Below are 22,440 nucleotides of genomic sequence, written 5' to 3'. Positions count from 1 at the left end.
GATTGAACCCTTATTGCTTCCATTGTTTCATTAAAATATCATCCGGCTCGTTTTTCTCCTGGTTTAATTTGCTGAGCATTTCCTGAAAAAAGTCCAGACCCGATTGTATCCGTTTTGAATATTCTTCAATCTGTCCGGGATCAATATCCTGAATTTTTTCTTTCACAGTATTCAATATCTGATCGAACTCTATTCCCCTTGAATCTTTCTGTTCAACTAACAGCCACTCATCATATAATGCCTGCCAGGTTGTTTCCCCCCGTCTCACTTTTAAAATCAGATCAGGGTGCTTTTTCAGATAACTTTTAAAATTGTTCAGCCCGCTGCTCATTTACATCCGCCTCCTCTTAGCGTTAGTTCATATATTTTATGGTAAAATGGGTTGAATGGTTAAAGGGGGATGTTCAGAATGGATACAATCAATCAAATAACTGTTGATCAATTAAACGAAGAAGAAAAAATGATAATAGATCAGGTTCTGAAAGGATTTGAAGCAAAGCGTCAGGGAAAAAGTTCTTCCTACGTAAGTGCATTATTTGCAATGCAACATGAATTTAATGGTGAAGTGCTTTCTATTAAAATGCCGGTCACACCGATTGTATATAATTCACTCGGGATCATGCACGGTGGAATTACGGCCACAGCCATAGATACAGCAATGGGCACCCTTGCAAATAAAGTAGCTCTTCCCGGAAAAGCTGCAGTAACAAACCAACTTAATCTGCACTACACTGCACCAATATATGAGGGTGAAGTTACAGCTTATGCCAAAGTTGTTCATGCGGGGACTAAAACGATGGTCATTGAGGGATGGATTGAAACTGCTGAAGGTAAGCGGGCAGCCCATGCCACGGGATCATTTTTTATGATTGATAAGAAATAAGGACGGGACAAATTTGTCCCGTCCTTATTCCTCTGATTGCAGCGTAGTCTGGTCTGAGTTTGCTTCTTCAGTTTCTTCATACTGGACAAAATCCTGTGTGAAATAACTGCCGTAGACTCCTGCTCCTGTATGAGTGAAAGTATCAGCGAGCATCGTTTCTCTGTGCCCCTCGGAATTAAGCCAGCCATGAACTACAGCGGGAGTCAGATAATATTGTGAAGCTGTATTTTCACCTGCAGACTTATACTCACGCTCAAGCTCTGTCAGCCTGTCAGATAAACCCGGCAGCTCCGGACTGTCTTCTTCAGCTGATAATTGATTTCTCAGAAGGCTGAATGCTCTCGCAGCTTTTGCCACATTATCACTCCAGATCAATTCAGGGAGGCCTTGTGAAGCTCTTACAAAATTTACGATATCGAATATCTGACGTTCATTTGCCTTATTCACTTCTTCAAGTATGACCTGCTCAGCGTCAGCTGCCGGTCCCCCCTCAATGGATCCTTCATAAGGCTGCTGATCAAGAAGGGTCTCTTTATCAAGATAATAAACACCCATTAATGTACCGGTAACAGAGTCAATCATAAGCTGTGCATAAATATCTTCAAACTGCACCAGCAACCTTGTATGAAGGTCCTGTTCACTGAGCTCAAGCTGATATACACGCCCTTCATCTTCTACAACGATTTCACTGTTAATCATTGTAAAACGGTAAATGTCCTGTACTGACTGTCCTGTATAATAAGGTGTACTATCAAAAGCACCACCCATGACATAAAGAGCTTTTACTTCTCCTTCTTTAACTGCAGCCTGCATATATCCATTCTCCTGGTTGTAAATGTACCAGCTGAGCCCATTTCTTCCCGGGTCAATCCTGACAGGCTCCCCATAAGTTTCTGTCAAACTGTCGGCAGACTTACCTATATAGACAGAAACACCGGATTTCGGACGTGTTAAACCGTCTGAAGCAGGTATTTCTGCACGTTCATCAGGGTCAACATTAAACGGTTGATTTTCAAGCTCTTCGTTTTCCTGGAAAGAAGGACCATTATAAAAGCCAATGAGGAATATGACTAATATGACTACGCCTATTCTAATCACAGCTTTCATTTGAGCCCCTCCTTTCTACTACTTATATTATACATATGAAACGTTTATAATAATAGCGATAGACCGTATGTTAACTGTCATCTTTTCGCCACAAAAAAGTGACATTAAATTGCTGACATAATTGCAACTTCTTATTTTTTCGACTATTATTAATCATGAGATGTTTTATTTTAAAACTGGTTTACAGGAGGAGATTTTCAAATGCGTTTTGAAAATACAGGGTTAGAATCCCTATTAATTGAATTTGATCCACTGGAAGATATTATGAATGAACATGGAATGGTCCGTGCTGGTCAATGGGACTGGGAACGTGTTACATATGACAGAAAGTTTGAAATCAGAGAAGGTACTTTTTATCTGCGCATTTTCGGCTTCACTGAAAAAGGTGATATTGGTGCCAGTGATGCAGATGTAAAGCTGTTAACACCGCTTCTTGGAAAGCATTATTACCCACACGGTGTTGAATATGGTGAAGGTGAAGAGTTTCCTGAACACCTGGTTCAAACGTGTGAAAAAATTCTGATTGCCATTTATGAAGACCTTTCTAAGGTTGCGATCTGATGGTAAAGAGCCATTATAGCTATGGCTCTTTTATTTTATCCATTAAAAGATATTTTCATATACCCTGCATATTAATAAATCATTAAATTTGCTGAGAGGGGCCCGGCGTTGAACAAGCTATTTACAAAGAAAAATATGATAACCGCTTTCGTGATACTGATAACACTGATACTGATCTACTTCATTCTGCCAGTATCTGTCCCTTTAATTGTGGCAGTCATAACAGCACTTATACTCGAGCCACTGGTTAAGTTTATTAATACACGGACAAAACTGAACAGAAAGATGTCAGTTGGAACTGTTTTTGTTTTATTCCTGGGTACCATTGGATTAATTTCTTATTTTGCAGTTACGAAATTAATCGGCCAGGCTATTCAATTTGTTGAAAATACACCCGATTATGTAAATGAACTGGCTAAATGGTGGGAGACTGTTGAAACAGATATGGCCATCACCTTTGCACAGGTTCCGCCGCAGGTAATGAATCAGACCAGTGAGGAAGTTAATAATTTCCTGAACGATTTCAGAACAAGTATTACAAATTCAATTAACGCTGAAAGTGTAACAGGTATGATTACGAACATACCGGATTATCTTGTCAGCTTTCTCGTATACCTGATCGCTTTGTTTTTAATTATGCTTGACCTTCCAGGCATTAGAAAAAATATTTACAAACACCTCAAAGATCAGACTGCTGAGAAGGTCCGCTTTATGACTGCAAGGCTATCGAAGGTTATTTGGGGGTTTGCGAAAGCACAGTTTCTGGTCAGTCTGCTGATTCTGGCAGGTTCATTAATAGGTCTTTATATCATTGCACCTGAAGTTGCGCTTGTGATGGCAATTATTATCTGGTTAATAGACCTGATACCAATTATCGGTTCAATTGTTGTCCTTGCTCCCTGGGCCATTTTCCAGCTGATTACAGGTGATATTGAACAGGGAACTCAGCTCGCGATCTTAGCGGCTGTACTGTTGATCATCAGACGTACTGTTGAACCAAAGGTGATGGGAACACATATTGGATTATCACCTCTTGCTACTTTGATTGCAATGTTTATCGGTTTAAAGCTTTTTGGTATTCTCGGCTTTATTATTGGACCATTGATTCTGATCATCTTCAATTCAGCAAAAGAAGCCGGTATTATTAAAATGAATTTTAAATTTTAGGCTCCGTTAAGGCTGGCTGTTGATTTCCGCTACAATCATCAGCTGTGCTAAAATAACATGTAACTTTAATATAATCAATGATGAAAAAGCGTGCCTCCGTTTGAATGCGGGGCACGCTTTTTTTATGCTTATGTTCCAAGAATCGCTTTAATAACTGATGTAGTTTCTCCGCCTTCATATAGTACATATAGAAGCAGATATACCATTACACCGGTAATCGCTGTAGCAAACCAGATGACTGATGTAACCGGTCCAATTTTCCGGTGTTTCTTAATTCTATTCTTGTAGCCGAGCCAGATCGTGACAAGACCGAATACTGCACCGGTAGTTGCTAAAATAATATGAAAAACCAGAAATACAGTATAGTAAATCTTCATCTCATCCGGACCGCCAAATGCCGTATTTCCCGCAAAGATCGTTCTGCTCATATAGATAATAAAGAAGGTAAGAGCTGCTACAGCTGCTGCAAACATCGTTTTTTTATGAGCTTCAATTTTTCTCTTTCTGACAAGTGCCCAGCCAATTGCCACCAGTACAGCACTGGTAACAATAAAGAAGGTACTCAGTGTTGGTAATAAAGGTAATGTCATTGTCTATGTCCTCTTTCTTGTCTTCATGATAAAGTATTTGACTCTCTCGCTGCGTAAAGTGAAGCATTCAGCGCATCTTCTTCCGATCGCTCTTTTCTATACCACTCAAAGAATACCTGAGCTAATATAACGCCATAAATAATTTCCTGAATAATTTTCATGATGACTCCGCCTACCTGCTGATCTTCAATAGGAGGCATGTTTGTAAACAATTCAGGTCCTGTAATACCAAGTCCCTGCAGACTCTGCAGCGTACCTGCCGGAACACATAGTGCCATCGCCTCTAACCATGCACCACCGTTAAAAAACGTTTCGTACATCGGGTCATTTGCAAATATAATCAGCGCACATGCAGGCGTCAGTAAAATACCATCAGCAAAAATATATCCGATTTTTTTAACACCACTCAGCTTATATTCACCTTCAAGCGTATTCACAAGCGGCCACCACATCAGGAATGCTAAAACGAAAATTGTCCCAGTGACAATTGAATGCAGAACCATATCTACTTTTATTGTATCGAATATCAGAGGAATATGATAAAACGAAAATGCCCCATTAAATACAATTAATGCAATTAGGGGTTTCGTTAAAAATGAAAAGACCTGCTTAATCACTGGAAGATTCAACAATGCTTTCCACATATAATTTGGTACCCCTGCGATTAATAAAGGTGGGATAAGTAAATAAAAAATTCCCATCTGAACCATATGCATTGAGAATAAAATGTGTCCCCATAAGTCTACTGGAGAACCTTTAATAACGTAAATAATAATGACTGATAATAGTACAAGCACGGTTTCTATTCTTGTAATAGGCCTTGAATCCTGAATTTTTTGTCTCCATTTAGTTGCCAGTAAAAAGAACAGGATTGTAAGTATTGTGAGGCTTATAAAGAAATAAGGGCTCCATAACGCCTGGAAGCCGAATATTGTGATTGACATCAGGCACCTTCCTTTCTGTCTGTTCCGGTCTCATCTCCTTTATTATAAGCCTGCCTGACACTTACTTCAATGCAGTCAGATGACAAGTTCATGAACAGATGTCAGACATAGAAAAAAGACCGGTATAAACCGGTCTCTTCTAAATTACCACCAGACGATTGTTAAGAAAGTCAGGATTGTGACAAATGCAATTAACGCACCTGAATACAGGAACAGTGCTGCAGTTCCGTGTCCCTTATGACTCATATGCATGAAATAATAAAGCTGAAGTACAACCTGAGCCGCTGCAAGTACCAGCAGGACCGGGAATGCATAAAATTTGTCAAAGTCAGCAATGACAATGATAAATGCAATAAATGTCATAAAGATCATCATTGCAAAAGATGTTACCTGTCCACGCATTTCATCGCGTGCTTTTCTGCGGCGGTATTCATAATTGACTTTAGGGTTTGCTGAAGTTGATTCATGTGCCATCAGTTTATCCCACCATTCCCATTAAGTATACAACCGTGAAGATAAATACCCAGACAACGTCAATGAAGTGCCAGTATAGAGAAGCAACAAAGAACTTCGGTGCGTTGTAAAGATTCAATCCACGCTTGGCGTTACGAACAAGCAGAAGTGTAAACCAGCCAAGTCCTACAACTACGTGAGCTCCGTGGAAACCAACGAGTGTATAGAAAGCTGAACCGAACGCACTGCTTGTGAATGTGTGATGAAATTCATGAACATAATGATTGAACTCATAAATTTCAAAGCAAAGGAATCCCAGTCCAAGCAATACTGTGATCAGTAACCACGTTTGCATCTTCTGGTAGTTATGATTTTTCATATGATACATTGCATACACACTTGTTAATGAAGATGTTAACAGAAGCATCGTCATAATAAATACAAGTGGCAATTCAAACATATCTGCTGCCAGGTAATGATCATTGCTTGGAACCTTATCCTTTAACGCAAGATATGTTGCAAATAGTGATGCGAATAATACAGTTTCCCCGCCAAGGAACAGCCAGAAACCTAAAAACTTATTTTTACCTTCAAGGGTAGTTTTTTCAGGAGATTCAGGCCACGTGCGAGCCGTGTATTTTTTATTCATATCCATTACTCCCTACCCCCTTTATCATGATCATCCATCAGGTCTTCTTTATGGATATGGTAGCCATGATCATCCTTCATTGAACGTACAGCCATAGAACCGATTGTAATTAACATACCGATAATTAGTACCGGAATTGACCATACATATTCAGCACCATCAGACGCTCTCCAATCAACCTGATACATTGCACCGAATGCGGCAATGAAAAGACCAAGTGACATAACAAATGGAATGAAAGAATTATTAGGCATGTGAATGTCACCAAGCGGTTCAGCAGGTGTCATTTCAGTACGCCCTTCCATTTTCTCAATCCAAAGTGGATCAAGTCCACGCACTAACGGAAGCTGCTTGAAGTTGTAGTAAGGCGGTGGTGATGAAATCGCCCATTCAAGCGTACGTCCATCTCCCCATGGGTCATTTCCAACACGAACATTTTTAACCTGTGTAATGATTACGTTAGCTATCAGTACAATAACAGCTACAGCCATGAAGAATGCACCGATTGTACTAATCATATTGAATAGATCTAATCCCTGATTAGGAAGGTACTTCCAGATACGACGAGGCATCCCCATCAGACCAAGGAAATGCTGGATAAAGAACGTACCATGGAAACCGATCAGGAATAACCAGAACGTAATTTTACCAAGTGTTTCATTCAACATTGTACCGAACATTTTTGGCCAGTAGAAGTGTGTACCGGCAAGAAGTCCAAGTACTACCCCACCGATGATTACATAGTGGAAGTGAGCTACTACGAAATAAGAATCGTGGTACTGGTAGTCAGCTGGAGCAGATGCAAGCATAACCCCTGTAACACCACCTGCTACGAATGACGGGATAAACGCTACAGCGTAAAGCATTGGCGTTGTAAAACGGATGCTTCCTCCCCACATTGTAAGAAGCCAGTTAAAGATTTTAACCCCTGTCGGCACAGCAATCGCCATTGTTGCAACAGCGAAGATCGCGTTTGCAGTTGGTCCAAGACCAGTTGTAAACATGTGGTGCGCCCATACCATGAATCCAAGGAAACCGATCAGTACGGTTGCGAAAACCATCGCAGCATAACCGAACAGACGCTTTTTAGAGAATGTTGAAATAATATCTGAGAAAATACCGAATGCCGGCAGAATCAGAATGTATACTTCCGGGTGACCGAAGATCCAGAATAAGTGCTCCCAGATAATCGTGTTTCCTCCCATAGCTACATTAAAGAAATTCGCGCCGAACATTCTTTCAAACAGCATCAGGAACAACCCTACAGTAAGTGGAGGGAATGCAAATAAAATAAGTGCTGATGCAACAAATGTTGACCATGTGAAAAGCGGCATACGCATGTAAGTCATGCCTGGTGCCCGCATATTAATAATCGTTACAAGGAAGTTAATCCCGGCAATCAGTGTCCCCGCACCGGATATCTGAAGTCCGAGAACATAAAAATCAATTCCGTGTCCATCAGAAGCAATTGACAGCGATGCATAAGAAGTCCACCCTGCATCAGGTGCTCCACCAAGGAACCATGAAAGATTCAGGAAAATTCCCCCGAAGAAGAAAAGCCAGAATCCAAGTGAGTTCAAAAATGGGAAAGCAACGTCACGTGCCCCGATTTGTAAAGGAACAACTGCGTTCATAAATGCAAATAATAGCGGCATGGCTGCCAGGAAAATCATGGTTGTTCCATGCATGGTAAGTAGTTCGTTATAAAGTCCTGCTGACACAAAGTCGTTGTCAGGAACAGCAAGCTGAATACGGATCAGCATTGCTTCAATACCGCCAACCAGGAAGAAAAATCCGCCGGAAACAAGATAAAGAATAGCGATTTTCTTGTGGTCGACCGTTGTGAGGTAGTCCCAAAGGACAGCTAAGAAACCTCTTTTTTCAGCAACGGTACTCACTAAGTATACCTCCCTTAGAAATCAAATTATTCATTGTTAACTTTTAAGCTCATTAAAAATTCAGTCAGTGCATCTAAATCTTCATCAGATAAATCATCCTGATTATAAACCGGCATTTTATTTCCTGGTTTTAGATCAGGTGAATTACGAATCCAGTTTTTAATGTTTTCAGCTTGAACTTCTTCTGAATCCTTGTTATCAAGAATTCCAGCCACATGTTCACGTTCACCGAACGTAGTCAGGTTTGGTCCCGTTGAAGTTCCAATCTGCTGTGTAGGATTGATCGCGTGACATCCAATACAGCCCTGGTCTTCAAAGACAGCATATCCATCTGCTACAGTGTCGCTTTCAAACTGCTGTTCAGCTTCACCGGCTTCCTGCATTGCAGTAACCCACTGATTGAAATCTTCTTCACCCATTGTCTTTACTTTGAAGTCCATTAAGGCATGAGAAGGACCACAAAGCTCAGCACATTTACCATAAAATAAATTATTCGCTTCTTCAGCGCGTTCACTATCAAAGCTGAGATAGAACTTGTTCATATTATCAACGTTCGTATCAATCTTACCCCCTACTGCAGGGATCCAGAAAGAGTGCTTTACGTCAGAAGCAATTACATTAAAGTATACATTCTGATCAGTTGGTACAACTAACTCCTGTGCAGTAACGATTCCCTGATCCGGATAAGAGAACTCCCACCAGTAAAGGTTCGCGCGCACGTCAACTACAAGTGCTTCTCTGTTACCTTCTTCATCTTCAGCTTCCGCTCCTGACTGATCGCCAAGTTCGAAAGTTAAAGCAACAGTTGGTACTGCAAGAATAAGAAGAAGAATAATTGGAATAACAGTCCAGATTACTTCAAGTCTGTGACTTCCTTCTACCTGTTTTGGAATAAAATCTTCACCTAATTTTGAGCGGCGGAACTTAGTTATAGCAATCACGTATACAATTGATACAACGATAATTACTAAAACCATGATCGCTACACTCAGCATCATCAGGTTAAATTGCTTCTGTGCTACTTCACCCGCAGGCTGAAGCGTTGACAGAAACGGCTCTCCACAGCCGGAAAGAATAAACGCCATTGCTGCCACTAGCGGCAGAAAACGCCATTTCTTAAGCCCATTTTTCATAGCTTCATTAAACCCCTCTTTCATTTGAGTATTCTTGTTGTTGGAGACTCTCTATATGGATTTCTCTTGAGAAAGAATTCCCTAAATAAATGTAAGAATGACCATACCTGTAAACATAATCGTCAGGTAATTTAATGAATAGACAAACATCATTGTTGCCCATTTATGGTCATCTTTTGTTCTGTATCCTTTAATCGCCAGCACAAGCCAGCCAATATTCAGGATGGTCGCAAGTACGATAAAAGCGGTACCAAGTTCCGACAATAAAAATGGCAGCGGAAACAAAGCAACTACCCAAAGGAGCATTGAAAACTTTGTTCTTGCAAACCCTTTTACAACCGGCAGCATAGGTACTCCGGCAGCCCGATATTCATTTACCCTTCTCATAGCAATTGCATAGAAATGAGGCGGTTGCCACACAAACATAATTAAAAACAGTGCAAATGGAATCGCTCCAAGCGACGGGTCAATTGCTGCCCATCCGATCAGTGGAGGAACTGCACCGGAAATGCTGCCGACAATTGTATTGCTGGCATACTTTCTTTTTGTCCACATTGAATAAAGAACAACATAGCTGAAAACTCCGAATAATCCTATTAAACCGGCCATTGGGGTTGTCATAAACAACATAATTTCACCAAAAATTACAAACCCGATTCCAAGGCCCAGCGCTCTTACAGGTGCAACCCGTCCAGTTACAGTCGGACGATTTTTTGTTCTTTCCATTAACGGATCGATATCACGGTCTATGTAATTATTAATGCTGCATGAGCCCGCGACTACAAGTGATGACCCGATTAATGTTAAAAACATGGTGTCAATTGAACTGAGAAATTGTGTACCGGTAAAATACATCGCCAGCCACAACCCTGTGAATGCTGTAATAAAGTTTGAATTGACAATACCGATTTTTATCAGAGCGAGGAAATCCTTCCAAGCAGTTGTTTCAGAAAAATCTGCCTCTTTTACAGCCGACACTACTCGACTATTTGACACACTTTCCCCTCCTCTCAAAACTTGCTAATACATTATACTACATCTACTATAAAGGATAGCGAACATGATTTCTATATTTAAAATGAAATTCAGACAACTTCTGAAATTAAGCGTTTAAATAAATGTAACAATTCCTTCACATCTTTTACTTCTAACTGTGTTATGTATTATTTCTATATAGTATTGCAATGTGAAAATTATTTGTCTTATGCGTTTATTTATATTCGTTTTTTACACAAAAAAGGTACACCTGCCGATTATTCTGTACCATAATAGACATTACGAGAATGATAAAATACGCACGTTTCGTGCAAATTGTATAAGTAGGTGAATGTTGTTGCAATCAAAGGGTTTAAAAATACTGGGGGTCCTTACTACACTTGTCATGCTCATGGTATTGCTTGGCGGTGCATTGGTTACTAAAACTGATTCAGGTCAGGGATGCGGTCAGTCATTCCCGCTCTGTCACGGACAAATCATTCCGGACCAGCTGGAAATTGAAACGATCATTGAGCTATCGCACCGCGTAGTATCAGCCGGTGCAGGATTTCTCGTTTTAGCTTTATCAATCTGGTCATGGCGTGCAATGGGGCATATCAGGGAAACGAACTTCCTTGCCATACTGGCTTTCTTCTTTTTAATGCTACAGGCTCTTTTAGGAGCAGGTGCAGTTGTATGGGGACATTCTGATATCATTCTGGCTGCTCATTTTGGGATTTCATTGATTTCATTTGCAGCAGTATTACTCCTTACGCTTCTGATCTTTGAAGTTGATAAGAAATTCGATGCTTACAAGCTTGTCATTGATAAAAGGATCAGACGTCATACTTACGGCCTGATGATTTATATTTTTGCGGTTGTTTATTCAGGAGCATTTGTCCGTCATACTGAAGCAAGCCTGGCTTGTCCGGACTGGCCGTTTTGTGTCAATTCAGCTCCGGGTGATCTTTCACTGAATTCAATTCAGTGGATACAAATGGGACATCGGATGGCAGCTGCATTTATTTTCATCTGGATTATTTATGTGGCAATCATTGCGATCAAGAATTATAAGCATCAAAAAGTTGTCTATTACGGGTGGATCATTGCGCTCGTGCTTGTTACTGGTCAAGTGATCACAGGCGCATTCGTCGTTGTTACTAAGATGAATCTGCTGATCGCATTATCACACGCATTGATTATTTCTTTATTGTTCGGCTTATTGAGTTATTTCATTCTGCTGATCTCAAGAAGTAAAATAAACAGCAAAAAAGAAAGTTGAGCGATTATGCTCAACTTTCTTTTTATGTTAACTGTCTTTTTTCAATCTGATCATCAGGTCTCCAGGTGAGAGTGATTCTCCGCTTTCGACGCAGACTTCTTCTACTGTACCGTCAAAAGGTGCCTGTACGGTCGTCTCCATTTTCATTGCTTCTGTAATAATCAGGTGCTCACCTTTTTCCACCTGATCTCCAACCGAAACAACCACCTGTATGACAGTACCAGGCATTGTCGCCCCCAGTTCTTCAGGATTTGATGGATCAACCTTTTGCTTAACTGCCACAGTGGATTTTATACTTTCATCTTTAATCACAATTTCACGCTGCTGACCATTCAGGTCGAAGTAAAGTACTCTTGTGCCATCTGCTCTTGCTTCTCCAATAGAAACCAGTTTCAGTATCAGTGTCTTACCTGTTTCGATCTCAACTTCAATCTCTTCATTCAGTTTCATACCATAGAAGAAAGTAGGTGTATCGATCACAGAAACGTCACCAAATTGCGCAGCGGTATCAGTGAACTCTTTGAATACCTTCGGATAGAGTGCATGTGCCAGCGCATCAAAGCTTGTAACCGGACGACCCAGTTCGTGGAACAACTCTTCTTTCAGCTTATCAAAATCAACCGGCTCCATCAGTTCACCAGGTCTTACAGTAATCGGTTCTTTCCCTTTCAAAATGACCTTCTGCAGATCTTCAGGGAAACCGCCGTGTGGCTGGCCAAGATACCCTGAGAATAGTTCAATCACAGAATCCGGGAAGTCAATAGAATTTCCTTTTTCAATGACAGATTGTTCATCCAGATCATTTTGAACCATAAAGAGTGCCATATCCCCGACAACTTTAGAAGACGGCGTTACTTTTACAATATCACCAAACATCTGGTTTACGCGTGCATACATCTCTTTCACTTCTTCCCAGCGTGCACCAAGACCAACAGCTTTTGCCTGTTGCTGAAGGTTTGAATACTGTCCGCCAGGCATTTCATGCTTATAAATTTCTGAATGAGGCGAGTTCATCCCGCTTTCAAAAGGAGCATAGTATTTACGCACATCTTCCCAGTAATGAGACAGTGTTTGTGAGTGGTCTACATCCAGCTTCAACTGTCTCGTATTCCCCTTTAATGCATAAGCAAGCGAGCTTGCACTAGGCTGAGAAGTAAGACCGCTCATCGCACCGAGTGCAGTATCAACAATGTCCACACCCGCTTCAATTGCACGGGCATATTGGAAGATACCATTACCGCTTGTATCATGTGTATGAAGGTGAATTGGCAGATCAACAGTATCCTTCAGTTCAGATATCAGTCGATAAGCAGCTTCAGGCTTAAGAAGTCCAGCCATATCTTTAATTGCAAGGATATGTGCACCTTGATTTTCAAGCTCTTTCGCAAGAGATTTATAGTAATCTGTATCATATTTTGTACGTGTCGGATCTAAAATGTCCCCTGTATAGCATATTGCCGCTTCAGCAACTTTCCCTGAATCGCGGACTGCCTGTATAGCAGTTTCCATTCCTTCAACCCAGTTAAGGCTGTCAAAGATCCTGAATACATCAATACCAGCGTACGCTGAGCGTTTAACAAATTCCTGAATTACATTATCCGGATAATTTTTGTATCCTACCGCATTAGAGGCACGCAGCAGCATCTGGAACATGACATTTGGAATTTTTTCACGCAGCGTCAGCAACCTCATCCACGGGTCCTCTTTCAGGAAACGATAGGCAACATCGAAAGTTGCGCCACCCCACATTTCAAATGAGAATAGGTCGCTTTGCATACGTGCTGATGCATCAGCAATGTTTTTCAGGTCAACTGTCCTGACACGGGTTGCCAGTAATGACTGGTGAGCATCACGGAAGGTTGTATCTGTGACAAGTACCTCATCCTGCTCTTTCACCCACTCCTTCAGTCCATCAGCGCCTCTTTCATCAAGGATTTGTTTTGTACCTGCCGGTGGTTCTTCAAGCAGGTTTACTTTCGGGATTCTCGGCTTGCCAAAATCAGGTTTTTCGCCTTGATCCACACCAGGGAAGCCATTTACTGTTACATTACCGATATACGCAAGCATCTTTGTTCCTCTGTCTTTACGCTTCGGGAATAGGAAAAGCTCAGGTGTATGATCAATGAATGACGTATCATATTCACCACTTAAAAACTTTTCATGTTTCACGACATTTTCAAGAAAAGGAATATTTGTTTTTATACCTCGAATACGGAATTCTTGTAAATTTCTGACCATTTTAGCTGCAGCTTGTTCAAAAGTTAGTGCCCATGTAGATACTTTCACTAAAAGTGAATCATAATGCGCCGATATTTCTGCACCCTGATATCCATTACCGGCATCCAGACGAACACCGAATCCGCCACCTGAGCGATATGCCATGATACGTCCTGAATCCGGCATAAATCCGTTTAATGGATCCTCGGTTGTAACACGTGACTGAATCGCAAACCCATTCAGTTGAACGTCTTCCTGCTTTGGTATATTAACTTTTGCACTGTGCAGCGTGTGGCCTTCTGCAATCAGAAGCTGTGATTGCACAATATCAACACCCGTGATCATTTCAGTAATCGTATGTTCAACCTGAACACGAGGATTAACTTCAATAAAGAAAAACTCATTATTTGCTACAAGAAACTCTACTGTCCCTGCATTGAGATAAGATACGTTATTAGCAAGCTTAACAGCTGCATCACAGATTTCATCACGAAGCCCATCAGGAAGTGAAACTGAAGGAGCAATTTCAACGACTTTCTGATGACGGCGTTGAATCGAGCAGTCACGCTCATAAAGGTGAATGATTTCTCCTTCATGGTCTCCAAGGATCTGAACTTCAATATGTTTAGGGTTTTCAATAAACTTCTCTACGTATACTTCATCATTTCCAAATGCTGCTTTCGCTTCTGATTTTGCACGATCATAAGACTCTTTGACATCGCTTGCCGAACGGACAATTCTCATTCCGCGGCCGCCTCCGCCAAGAGAAGCTTTAATAATAAAAGGGAATCCGTGTTTTTCGCCGAATGCCTGTACTTCCTCTAAGCTTTCAACAGGGCCGTCACTGCCTGGAATAACCGGAATTTCAGCATTAATTGCCTGTTGTCTGGCTTTTACTTTGTCACCGAACATATCAAGGTGTTCTGAAGTCGGGCCGACAAATGTAATCCCTTCTTCTTCACAGCGTCTCGCAAAGTGAATATTTTCTGAAAGAAATCCATAACCAGGATGGATTGCATCTACATTTGCTCTTTTTGCAATTTCAATAATGCCTTCAATGTCCAGGTAGGCATCAATCGGCTTTTTACCCTCACCTACAATATAAGCTTCATCCGCTTTGAAGCGGTGGAATGAGCCGCTGTCCTCTTTAGAGTAAACGGCAACTGTACGGATGTTCAGCTCCGTACAGGCGCGAAATACTCTGATTGCAATTTCTCCTCTGTTAGCTACTAGTACCTTATTAATTTTTTTCATAATGATCCTCCTTCATGATGTCAAACTTCTAGCGATATAATCTAGCTGTGTTCTTTTCATTCATTGAAGATGCCTTACTATTTTTAACCGGTACACTCTGTTTTTCTTTTGCGAAGTATTTTTCCTCATATCTGACAAACATGGCCACATTCATCAGCAGCCCCATAGATAATGATAGTAGGATCAGTGACGAGCCGCCATAACTGATAAACGGTAGCGGTACACCTGTGATTGGAATCAAACCGGACATTCCGCCAAGATTGATAAAGGTCTGAATACCGATCATGCTGGATATACCAATGGCCAGCATTTTTCCAAATTGGTTCCTGCACCGCAGCCCAATTCTAATTCCTTTAAGGACAATATAGGCAAGACCGAGCAGAACGAATCCCACACCGAAGATTCCAAGTTCTTCAGCAATGATTGCCATGATAAAGTCAGTATGCGGCTCAGGAAGGAATCCAAGTTTCTGGATACTCTGACCGAGTCCGCTTCCCCACAGCCCGCCGTTTCCTATTGCATAATAAGATCCGACAAGCTGCCAGCCGTTATCACTGATATGAGCAAAAGGATCCTGATAGGCTGCAATTCTTCCCAAGCGCTCTTCAGAAAAGATATTGGAGAATGTATTCCGGCTTATTAAAAACAGCAGGCCTGCAATTACAGCGATTACTCCACCTGCAAGCCCGGCAAGCTTCAGCATACTTTTCACTTTCATGCCTGATGCGATGATCACACTCATACCGATAGCAAATATAATGGCAGCAGTTCCGAAATCAGGTTCGGCAGCAACCAGAAAACATGCTGCAATAAGCATAACAATCGGTGGCATAACCCCTTTGTTAAATTCATCAATATAAGACTGTTTTTTTGCATACACTGCTGAGAGATAAACGATCATCCCAAGCTTGGCAAATTCAGCAGGCTGCAACTGGAAACCCGGGAGCATGATCCAGCTTTGTGCATTGTTTACTTCAGATCCAAATATATGTACGGCAATCAGCAGCACAAACATTAGCCCAAATATGATTTTGAGCATCATGCCCTCCTTATATAACTTATAAGGAATTAATGCCATCACTGTAAATCCTATTACCCCGATAATCAGATTTCTAAGCTGTTTCATATAGAAAAAATCAGGGCTCTGGTCAAGGATTTCTACTGCATACACCATTCCTGCACTGTAAACCATGACAACCCCGAAAACTCCTAAGAGTATGTATACAGCCATCAATGAATAATCGTAAGACCTGAACATTCTTTTCAGAATGGTCGACATTCTTATCAGTCCCATCTGTATATTTATTCAACAGGAAATGTGTAAAATCCTCTTTTTTTGATATAAAAAAACTCAAACAATCTGAAAAGTTTGTTTGAGTGATTGAAAGTTATTTATTGGTAAAAGCATCATGGAGCGTTGACATTTCTCTTTCAAGTGAGTCAATTAATGTCTTTCCATCTGCTTCATCCACTAGCCCGAGCCTGACGGCGAATTCTATTTCACGGGATAACCCAAACATTTGCGTATCTAATACCTCTTCATACAATGGACACTGGGGCATCGTTAAGTTATCCATTTGAACTTTGATTAGCTGCGCTATTTTTTCGGCATCTTTACGTAAAAGCTCATAGGCTTTTTCACGATGGTCAATCTTCATTTCTGATGTCACACTGATCCCCCCAATCCATTCAGTTTTCATGCGATACATCATAGCTGCTTAACCTAAAGTGTAGCGTTTTATCAGCAAAATTGCAAGCAGCGTCTTGTTGATTTAGTGTGTTTTACGATATGTGACACATTTAATATTAAGATGTATACTCAAAGGACAGATCTTAAGGGGGATACGAATCATGAATAATATTATACCTATTTCAGGCCGGGTTAAATTCCAGCTGACTATAGATCCAAGCGTCTGGATTTTTGATGAAAGAAAAATTGACCTTACGACTTATTTTGATGAAGAACGGGTGGAAGTAGACGAGATCGAACAATATTCCAAAGCTGTCGCTGAACACTTCTCCAGAGAAATTAAAGAAGGAGCTGAAATTCCCAAAGCTGCTTCCCCTGCAAAGAAGAAAACGCAGAAAGAACAGCTGTTAAACGGCACTTTCGGCATTAAAATGAAGCCTTTTATAAAAAATGCAGAACCTGAATCCGGCGCTGAAAAAGTGATGATCTCAACCGCTGATGGCGTCCATTCATTTTCAATGGAAGAAGCCGGAGAATTAATTTTAGCTTTCTCGAAAAATGGAAAACCGCTCCGCGAAGATGGTCCTGTTCACATTTTATTTGAAGATGGTTCTAACAGAGATAATCCGATTACAAACGTTCGTAAAATCACAATTTCCTGATACGTTAAAAGCACTGACCAGGTCAGTGCTTTTTTAATTCTTCCATGACCTGCTGATCAAGGTTTCTGGCAGCCTGCTCATCATACGTTTTTGCAAACGCCGGGTCTGTAATAATTTTAGCCCCGTAGAACATGACATCCCTGACTTCTGAAATATCCAGACGGATAATGGAAAGTCCGATCGGCACATCAGCTGAGGATTGTCCGGCAGCCACTGCTTTACCACTGATGGAATACGTACTTCCCCCCGCAATGATAGAGAGTGAACAAAGCGGCTGTTTTTCTATGTTCTGTATAATTCTTGATCGGTGATCCACGGCAAATATAATTGTTGATTCGTCTTTAGCATGTACCCATGACAATGATGCTATATTCGTACCGCCGGACTCTGCATCTACAGTTGCAAGCTGAACAAACCGCTCGTGTAAAAATTCTTCATATAGCCCTGGCGTCAGGTGATCTTCAACTCTGTTAGCCATATCATCACTTCCTTTCTGATTTATTATACAGCAGATTTTCTAACCATAACAGTTCACCTTACACACATGTTATACTATTAGACATATACCTTTTTGAAAAGGAGCTTGACTAATGAGAGTAAAATGTTTTTTATGCGATAAAATTGAATCAATTGAAGATTTCAGTCCACTGGCTAAAAAGCTCCGCAACCGTCCGATTCATACCTATCTTTGCGAAGAGTGTAACAGCCGGATTGAAAGTAAAACAAAAAAAAGGATTGCTACAGGTAATTTCAAACAATACAAAAGTTCAAGAAAAATCGAAAAAGAATTTTAATAAAACCCTAAAGCCGGCCGGCTTTAGGGTTTTATACATTAAATAATCAACTTGCGCTTCGGTTCTTTCACTTCCCCGGCCAGTTCAATACATTTGCCGAGTTTAGCTGCATCAAAATTTCCGCCGCTTACAATAACGCCAGTCTGGCCTGAATAAGGAGACAGTGTATTACTGAGAAGAGCTGCAATGCCTGCTGCTCCAGCGCCTTCAACCATCATTTTTTCTCTTTCAAGCATGAACAGGATTGCTTTGGCAATTTCTCCTTCAGTCACTGTCACCATATCATCCACATATTTGTTGATGATTGAAGTTGTCAGTTTCCCTGGAGATTTCACTTTAATTCCTTCAGCAATTGTAGGTAGAAAAGGCACTTCGCTGCTCGACTGTCCAAAGAAAGATGCTGCAATTGCAGGAGCTGAAGCTGATTGAACTCCGATCACTTTTACAGAGGGCTTTAACGCCTTAACAGCAAGCGCTGTGCCGGCAAGTAACCCTCCACCGCCTGCTGGGACAAACACTCTTTCTATATGCGGACATTGCTGCAGCATTTCAAGCGCTGCAGTTGCCTGACCTTCGATGATTTTAAGATCATCGAAAGGATGAATAAATACAGCACCTGTTTCCTCCTGCTTTTTGCATGCTGCTGCATAAGCTTCATCAAAAGATTCACCTGTCAGTACGACTTCAGCACCGTATTCGCGTGTCGCATTTACTTTTGTATCAGGTGTTGTCACCGGCATAAAAATTGTGACATCCACCCCTTTTTTCTGTCCGGCAAGCGCTACTCCCTGTGCGTGATTGCCAGCTGATGCTGCGATGATTCCTCTTTTGCACTCCAGCTCAGTCAGCGAGGCTACTTTATTCATCGCACCTCTGACTTTAAATGAACCAGTTTTCTGAAGGTTTTCAAGCTTCATAAATACCTGCTGTCCTGTTAACTTATTCAGTGTATCAGACTGTTTACATGGCGTTCTGTGTACATAGCTGCTCAGTTCTTCTGCTGCGTCAAATAATGCGCTCGTGTTATAGAAATTCCCAAGTTGATCATCCTCTCATTGTAATTAGACGTGCGATTCTTCGTATTTACTGATAGCATCTTCATACTGAAATGTAATCGAGATTTCATCCCAGCCATTCAGAAGCATCTGCTTCCAGTACGGGTCAATATCAAAATGCCATGTGTGGCCATCACAGTTCACTGTCTGTGATTCAAGATCCACTTCAGCAGATTTACCTTCTTTCCCTGCCTGTATTAACTGATCAGCTTCTTCAAGTCTGATGGCAAGGATACCATTTTTTACACAATTATTATAGAAAATATCAGCAAAAGATGGTGCAATGATCACTTTAAACCCATAGTCCTGCAGTGACCACGGTGCATGCTCTCTTGAAGAGCCGCAGCCGAAGTTTTCTCCTGCTGCAAGGATTTCAGCATTTTTATAAGCAGGGTGATTTAAAATAAAATCCTGATTCGGTGTACCATCTTCGTTAAACCGCCACCCATAAAAGAGAAACTGACCAAACCCGGTGCGTTCAATTCTTTTCAGAAACTGCTTTGGTATGATCTGATCCGTATCAACATTAATACGATCAAGTGGTGCAATACTGCTTGTTAATTTTTTTACCGGCTCCATCAATTTCCCTCCTTATGCGTAAACATTCATTTTACGGACATCTGTGAACCTGCCTGTTACTGCAGCTGCTGCAGCCATTGCAGGGCTGACCAAGTGTGTTCTGGCTCCCGCTCCCTGTCTTCCTTCAAAATTCCGATTGGAAGTCGAGGCGCAGCGTTCTCCGGCTGGAACGATATCATCATTCATAGCAAGGCACATACTGCAGCCGGACTCACGCCAGTCAAACCCTGCATTTTTAAAGATTTGATCAAGTCCTTCTTCCTCAGCTTTCATTTTCACTGTAAATGAACCAGGTACAACGATTGCTGTGACATTCTCATGTACTTTCTTTCCTTCAATTACTTTTGCTGCAGCTCTCAGGTCACCGATCCTTGAATTTGTACAGGATCCGATAAATACATGCTGGATTTCAATGTCGGTAATCGGCATGCCTTCTGAAAGATCCATATAAGAAAGAGCCTGTTTTAACTCTTCCTTTTTAGAATTCTGAGTGTAGTCACTAGCAGTTGGCACATTAGCTGATATACCGGACCCCATTGAAGGGTTCGTGCCCCATGTTACAAATGGTTCAATTTCATCTGCGTGGATCGTCAGCGTTTTATCATAGACTGCGCCTTCTTCTGTCGCATAACTGAGCCATTTTTCTTTCAGCTCCTCATATTGCTCTGCAGGTACATGAGCACGGTTTTTCAAAAACTCAGCTGTTTTTTCATCAGGACTGATCAGACCTGCACGGGCACCGGCTTCAATAGACATGTTACACACCGTCATCCGCTCTTCCATTGACATCTTTCTGATCGCATCCCCGGTATATTCAACAACATATCCTGTACCCGCGTCTACACCGAACTTTGAAATAATTGCAAGAATAACGTCTTTCGCCGTAACACCAAAGCCAAGTTCACCTTCTACTTTGATTTCCATCGTTTTCGGTTTGGACTGCCATAGTGTCTGCGTTGACAGCACATGTTCCACTTCACTTGTTCCGATGCCAAATGCAAGGGCTCCGAATGCTCCGTGAGTAGAAGTATGGCTGTCCCCACAGACAATGGTTTTACCAGGCTGAGTCAGACCGAGTTCCGGGCCAATCACATGGACAATACCCTGATCCGGGTGATGCATATGCGCAAGCGGTATATTGAATTCCTTACAGTTATCTGCAAGTGTATTCATCTGCTGCTTTGACACTGGATCTTTAATGACTTCACGATTTTTTGTCGGTACGTTATGATCCATTGTGGCGAAGCTTAAATCAGGTCTTCTGACTTTTCTTCCTTTTAATCTTAAGCCTTCAAATGCCTGCGGTGATGTCACTTCATGAATCAGGTGCAGGTCAATATAGAGAAGGTCCGGTTTATTTTCTTCTTCATATACGATATGATCGTTCCAAACTTTTTCAATAATCGTCTTCGCCATAAGACTGTTCCCTCCTCACTTATACATAAGCAGACAAGATATGGTCTGATACCAGCTCTCTTTCAAGCTCTTCAATCACTTTATCGGCAAAAGCAGAAGTTGTCAGTACGCGGTGTCCTGACTTCTGCACATCTGTTGTACAATAACCATCGTCAAAGACGCTGTATACAGCTGTTTCAACTGCAGACGCTTCAGTTTCCATTCCAAATGAGTACTTCAGCATCATCGCAACTGACAGTATTGCAGCCGACGGATTTGCAATATTCATTCCTGCAATATCCGGTGCTGAACCGTGTACCGGTTCATATAAACCGAATCCGTCTGAACGGATACTCGCTGATGGCAGCATACCGAGTGAACCGGTAAGTACGGAAGCTTCATCACTCAGGATATCCCCGAAAAGATTTTCAGTAACAACAACGTCAAATGATGCAGGCTGGGTGATCAGCTTCATCGCAGCTGCATCCACAAGCAAATGTTCAACTTCAACATCAGGGTAGTGTGCTTTCTTCTCTTCTACCACTTCTCTCCAAAGCTTGCTTGTTTCAAGTACATTCGCTTTATCAACTGACGTTACTTTTCCTTTTCTCAGACGCGCAAGTTCAAATCCCTGTTCAACAATGCGTTCGATTTCCTCTCTTGAATAAGTCAGGGAATCAACAGCACCGTTGTGTGTTTTTCTCTTTGGTTCCCCAAAGTAAAGACCGCCTGTCAGTTCTCTGACAATCATCATATCCACATCTTTTGACAGATGATCTTTCAGCGGGGATGCTTCACTCATTCCCTTAACGGCTTTTACCGGTCTCAAGTTGGCAAATAGTCCAAAGTGCTTTCTGATACCCAGCAGCCCTTTCTCCGGACGGAGTTCTGAAGGATTCTGGTCCCATTTAGGACCGCCAACTGCCCCAAGCAGGACAGCATCACTTTTCTCACAGACATCAATTGTTTCTTTCGGCAGAGGATCACCTGTCTCATCAATAGCAATTCCGCCGATCAGCCCTTTTTTAACCTCAAATGTATGGTCAAATCTCCGTCCAACCGACTGGAGAACTTTTACTGCTGCTTCTGTTACTTCCTGTCCAACTCCGTCTCCATGCAGAACTGCTACTGTTTTTTTCATGATAATTCCTC

At 41.5% G+C, this 22,440-nt stretch carries 23 protein-coding genes; 6 read left to right on the top strand and 17 right to left on the bottom strand.

Annotated elements, in window-relative coordinates; translation table 11 throughout:
• Nucleotides 1-10: 10 nt before the first annotated feature.
• Entirely contained in the window at nt 11-331 is a 321-nt protein-coding gene (ylbD, locus tag JOD21_RS05110; protein WP_204728590.1) for a spore coat protein YlbD, read from the bottom strand.
• A 78-nt stretch (nt 332-409) separates the two neighbouring features.
• Between ylbD and JOD21_RS05105 the strand changes: the two genes are divergently transcribed.
• Complete coding sequence (locus JOD21_RS05105) at nt 410-883, top strand: PaaI family thioesterase (RefSeq protein WP_204728589.1); 474 nt, start codon at nt 410-412, stop codon at nt 881-883.
• A 24-nt stretch (nt 884-907) separates the two neighbouring features.
• On the opposite strand, the gene JOD21_RS05100 is transcribed toward JOD21_RS05105, so the two are convergent.
• Entirely contained in the window at nt 908-1,990 is a 1,083-nt protein-coding gene (locus JOD21_RS05100; protein ID WP_204728588.1) for a CAP domain-containing protein, read from the bottom strand.
• Between the two features lie 201 nt (nt 1,991-2,191).
• On the opposite strand from JOD21_RS05100, the gene JOD21_RS05095 reads away from it, so the two are divergent.
• Nucleotides 2,192-2,551 (top strand): YugN family protein, encoded by a 360-nt coding sequence (locus JOD21_RS05095; RefSeq protein ID WP_204728587.1) that lies wholly within the window; start codon nt 2,192-2,194, stop codon nt 2,549-2,551.
• A gap of 108 nt (nt 2,552-2,659) precedes the next feature.
• The gene (ytvI, locus tag JOD21_RS05090; protein ID WP_204728586.1) at nt 2,660-3,718 is read left to right on the top strand and encodes a sporulation integral membrane protein YtvI; all 1,059 of its coding nucleotides are present in this window, start codon (nt 2,660-2,662) and stop codon (nt 3,716-3,718) included.
• Between the two features lie 128 nt (nt 3,719-3,846).
• Here the strand turns inward: ytvI and JOD21_RS05085 are convergent, their stop codons facing one another.
• From JOD21_RS05085 to cyoE, 7 genes are all read right to left on the bottom strand, one after another.
• Nucleotides 3,847-4,308: a DUF420 domain-containing protein gene (locus JOD21_RS05085; RefSeq protein WP_204728585.1), complete on the bottom strand. Its 462-nt coding sequence runs from the start codon at nt 4,306-4,308 to the stop codon at nt 3,847-3,849.
• Nucleotides 4,309-4,331: 23 nt separating this feature from the next.
• Nucleotides 4,332-5,252: a cytochrome c oxidase assembly factor CtaG gene (gene ctaG / locus JOD21_RS05080; RefSeq protein ID WP_204728584.1), complete on the bottom strand. Its 921-nt coding sequence runs from the start codon at nt 5,250-5,252 to the stop codon at nt 4,332-4,334.
• Between the two features lie 144 nt (nt 5,253-5,396).
• On the bottom strand, nt 5,397-5,726 hold the full coding sequence (ctaF, locus tag JOD21_RS05075) for a cytochrome c oxidase subunit IVB (protein WP_204728583.1): 330 nt from the start codon (nt 5,724-5,726) through the stop codon (nt 5,397-5,399).
• 4 nt (nt 5,727-5,730) lie between these two features.
• Nucleotides 5,731-6,360, bottom strand: coding sequence for a cytochrome (ubi)quinol oxidase subunit III (locus JOD21_RS05070; RefSeq protein WP_204728582.1), 630 nt, complete (start codon nt 6,358-6,360; stop codon nt 5,731-5,733).
• Nucleotides 6,360-8,252, bottom strand: coding sequence for a cytochrome c oxidase subunit I (gene ctaD, locus JOD21_RS05065; RefSeq protein WP_204728581.1), 1,893 nt, complete (start codon nt 8,250-8,252; stop codon nt 6,360-6,362). Before ctaD ends, JOD21_RS05070 begins: the two co-directional genes overlap by 1 nt.
• Nucleotides 8,253-8,278: 26 nt before the next feature.
• On the bottom strand, nt 8,279-9,385 hold the full coding sequence (gene coxB / locus JOD21_RS05060) for a cytochrome c oxidase subunit II (protein WP_204728580.1): 1,107 nt from the start codon (nt 9,383-9,385) through the stop codon (nt 8,279-8,281).
• A gap of 81 nt (nt 9,386-9,466) precedes the next feature.
• On the bottom strand, nt 9,467-10,381 hold the full coding sequence (gene cyoE / locus JOD21_RS05055) for a heme o synthase (protein ID WP_204728579.1): 915 nt from the start codon (nt 10,379-10,381) through the stop codon (nt 9,467-9,469).
• 337 nt (nt 10,382-10,718) lie between these two features.
• On the opposite strand from cyoE, the gene JOD21_RS05050 reads away from it, so the two are divergent.
• Nucleotides 10,719-11,642 carry a COX15/CtaA family protein gene (locus JOD21_RS05050; RefSeq protein ID WP_275579568.1) on the top strand — a complete coding sequence of 308 codons (924 nt, stop codon included), beginning with the start codon at nt 10,719-10,721 and terminating at the stop codon, nt 11,640-11,642.
• A 27-nt stretch (nt 11,643-11,669) separates the two neighbouring features.
• On the opposite strand, the gene pyc is transcribed toward JOD21_RS05050, so the two are convergent.
• The 3 genes from pyc to JOD21_RS05035 all read right to left on the bottom strand — a co-directional run bounded on the left by pyc (nt 11,670) and on the right by JOD21_RS05035 (nt 16,783).
• Nucleotides 11,670-15,113: a pyruvate carboxylase gene (pyc, locus tag JOD21_RS05045; protein ID WP_204728577.1), complete on the bottom strand. Its 3,444-nt coding sequence runs from the start codon at nt 15,111-15,113 to the stop codon at nt 11,670-11,672.
• Between the two features lie 28 nt (nt 15,114-15,141).
• Complete coding sequence (locus JOD21_RS05040) at nt 15,142-16,383, bottom strand: FtsW/RodA/SpoVE family cell cycle protein (RefSeq protein WP_204728687.1); 1,242 nt, start codon at nt 16,381-16,383, stop codon at nt 15,142-15,144.
• Nucleotides 16,384-16,501: 118 nt separating this feature from the next.
• The gene (locus tag JOD21_RS05035) at nt 16,502-16,783 is read right to left on the bottom strand and encodes a DUF1507 family protein (protein WP_204728686.1); all 282 of its coding nucleotides are present in this window, start codon (nt 16,781-16,783) and stop codon (nt 16,502-16,504) included.
• Nucleotides 16,784-16,964: 181 nt separating this feature from the next.
• On the opposite strand from JOD21_RS05035, the gene JOD21_RS05030 reads away from it, so the two are divergent.
• Nucleotides 16,965-17,465, top strand: a complete 501-nt coding sequence (locus JOD21_RS05030; RefSeq protein WP_204728576.1) for a peptidyl-prolyl cis-trans isomerase — start codon at nt 16,965-16,967, stop codon at nt 17,463-17,465.
• 22 nt (nt 17,466-17,487) lie between these two features.
• Here JOD21_RS05030 and JOD21_RS05025 read toward each other — a convergent pair whose 3' ends face one another.
• Entirely contained in the window at nt 17,488-17,943 is a 456-nt protein-coding gene (locus JOD21_RS05025) for a pyridoxamine 5'-phosphate oxidase family protein (RefSeq protein WP_204728575.1), read from the bottom strand.
• 112 nt (nt 17,944-18,055) lie between these two features.
• Here JOD21_RS05025 and JOD21_RS05020 point away from each other — a divergent pair, with 112 nt between their 5' ends.
• Nucleotides 18,056-18,259 (top strand): YlaI family protein, encoded by a 204-nt coding sequence (locus JOD21_RS05020; RefSeq protein WP_204728574.1) that lies wholly within the window; start codon nt 18,056-18,058, stop codon nt 18,257-18,259.
• Between the two features lie 38 nt (nt 18,260-18,297).
• On the opposite strand, the gene JOD21_RS05015 is transcribed toward JOD21_RS05020, so the two are convergent.
• The 4 genes from JOD21_RS05015 to leuB form a co-directional block, all read right to left on the bottom strand.
• Nucleotides 18,298-19,251, bottom strand: coding sequence for a threonine ammonia-lyase (locus tag JOD21_RS05015; RefSeq protein WP_204728685.1), 954 nt, complete (start codon nt 19,249-19,251; stop codon nt 18,298-18,300).
• Nucleotides 19,252-19,320: 69 nt separating this feature from the next.
• Nucleotides 19,321-19,893: a 3-isopropylmalate dehydratase small subunit gene (gene leuD, locus JOD21_RS05010; RefSeq protein ID WP_204728573.1), complete on the bottom strand. Its 573-nt coding sequence runs from the start codon at nt 19,891-19,893 to the stop codon at nt 19,321-19,323.
• 12 nt (nt 19,894-19,905) lie between these two features.
• Nucleotides 19,906-21,309 (bottom strand): 3-isopropylmalate dehydratase large subunit, encoded by a 1,404-nt coding sequence (gene leuC / locus JOD21_RS05005; RefSeq protein ID WP_204728572.1) that lies wholly within the window; start codon nt 21,307-21,309, stop codon nt 19,906-19,908.
• 19 nt (nt 21,310-21,328) lie between these two features.
• Nucleotides 21,329-22,429, bottom strand: coding sequence for a 3-isopropylmalate dehydrogenase (gene leuB / locus JOD21_RS05000; protein ID WP_204728571.1), 1,101 nt, complete (start codon nt 22,427-22,429; stop codon nt 21,329-21,331).
• Nucleotides 22,430-22,440 lie beyond the last annotated feature (11 nt).

The sequence above is a fragment of the Jeotgalibacillus terrae genome, from assembly GCF_016908195.1.
Taxonomy (GTDB): Bacteria; Bacillota; Bacilli; order Bacillales; family Jeotgalibacillaceae; genus Jeotgalibacillus; species Jeotgalibacillus terrae.
Note: the sequence above shows the minus strand (reverse complement) of the source record. Positions and strands in the feature narration are given on the sequence as shown.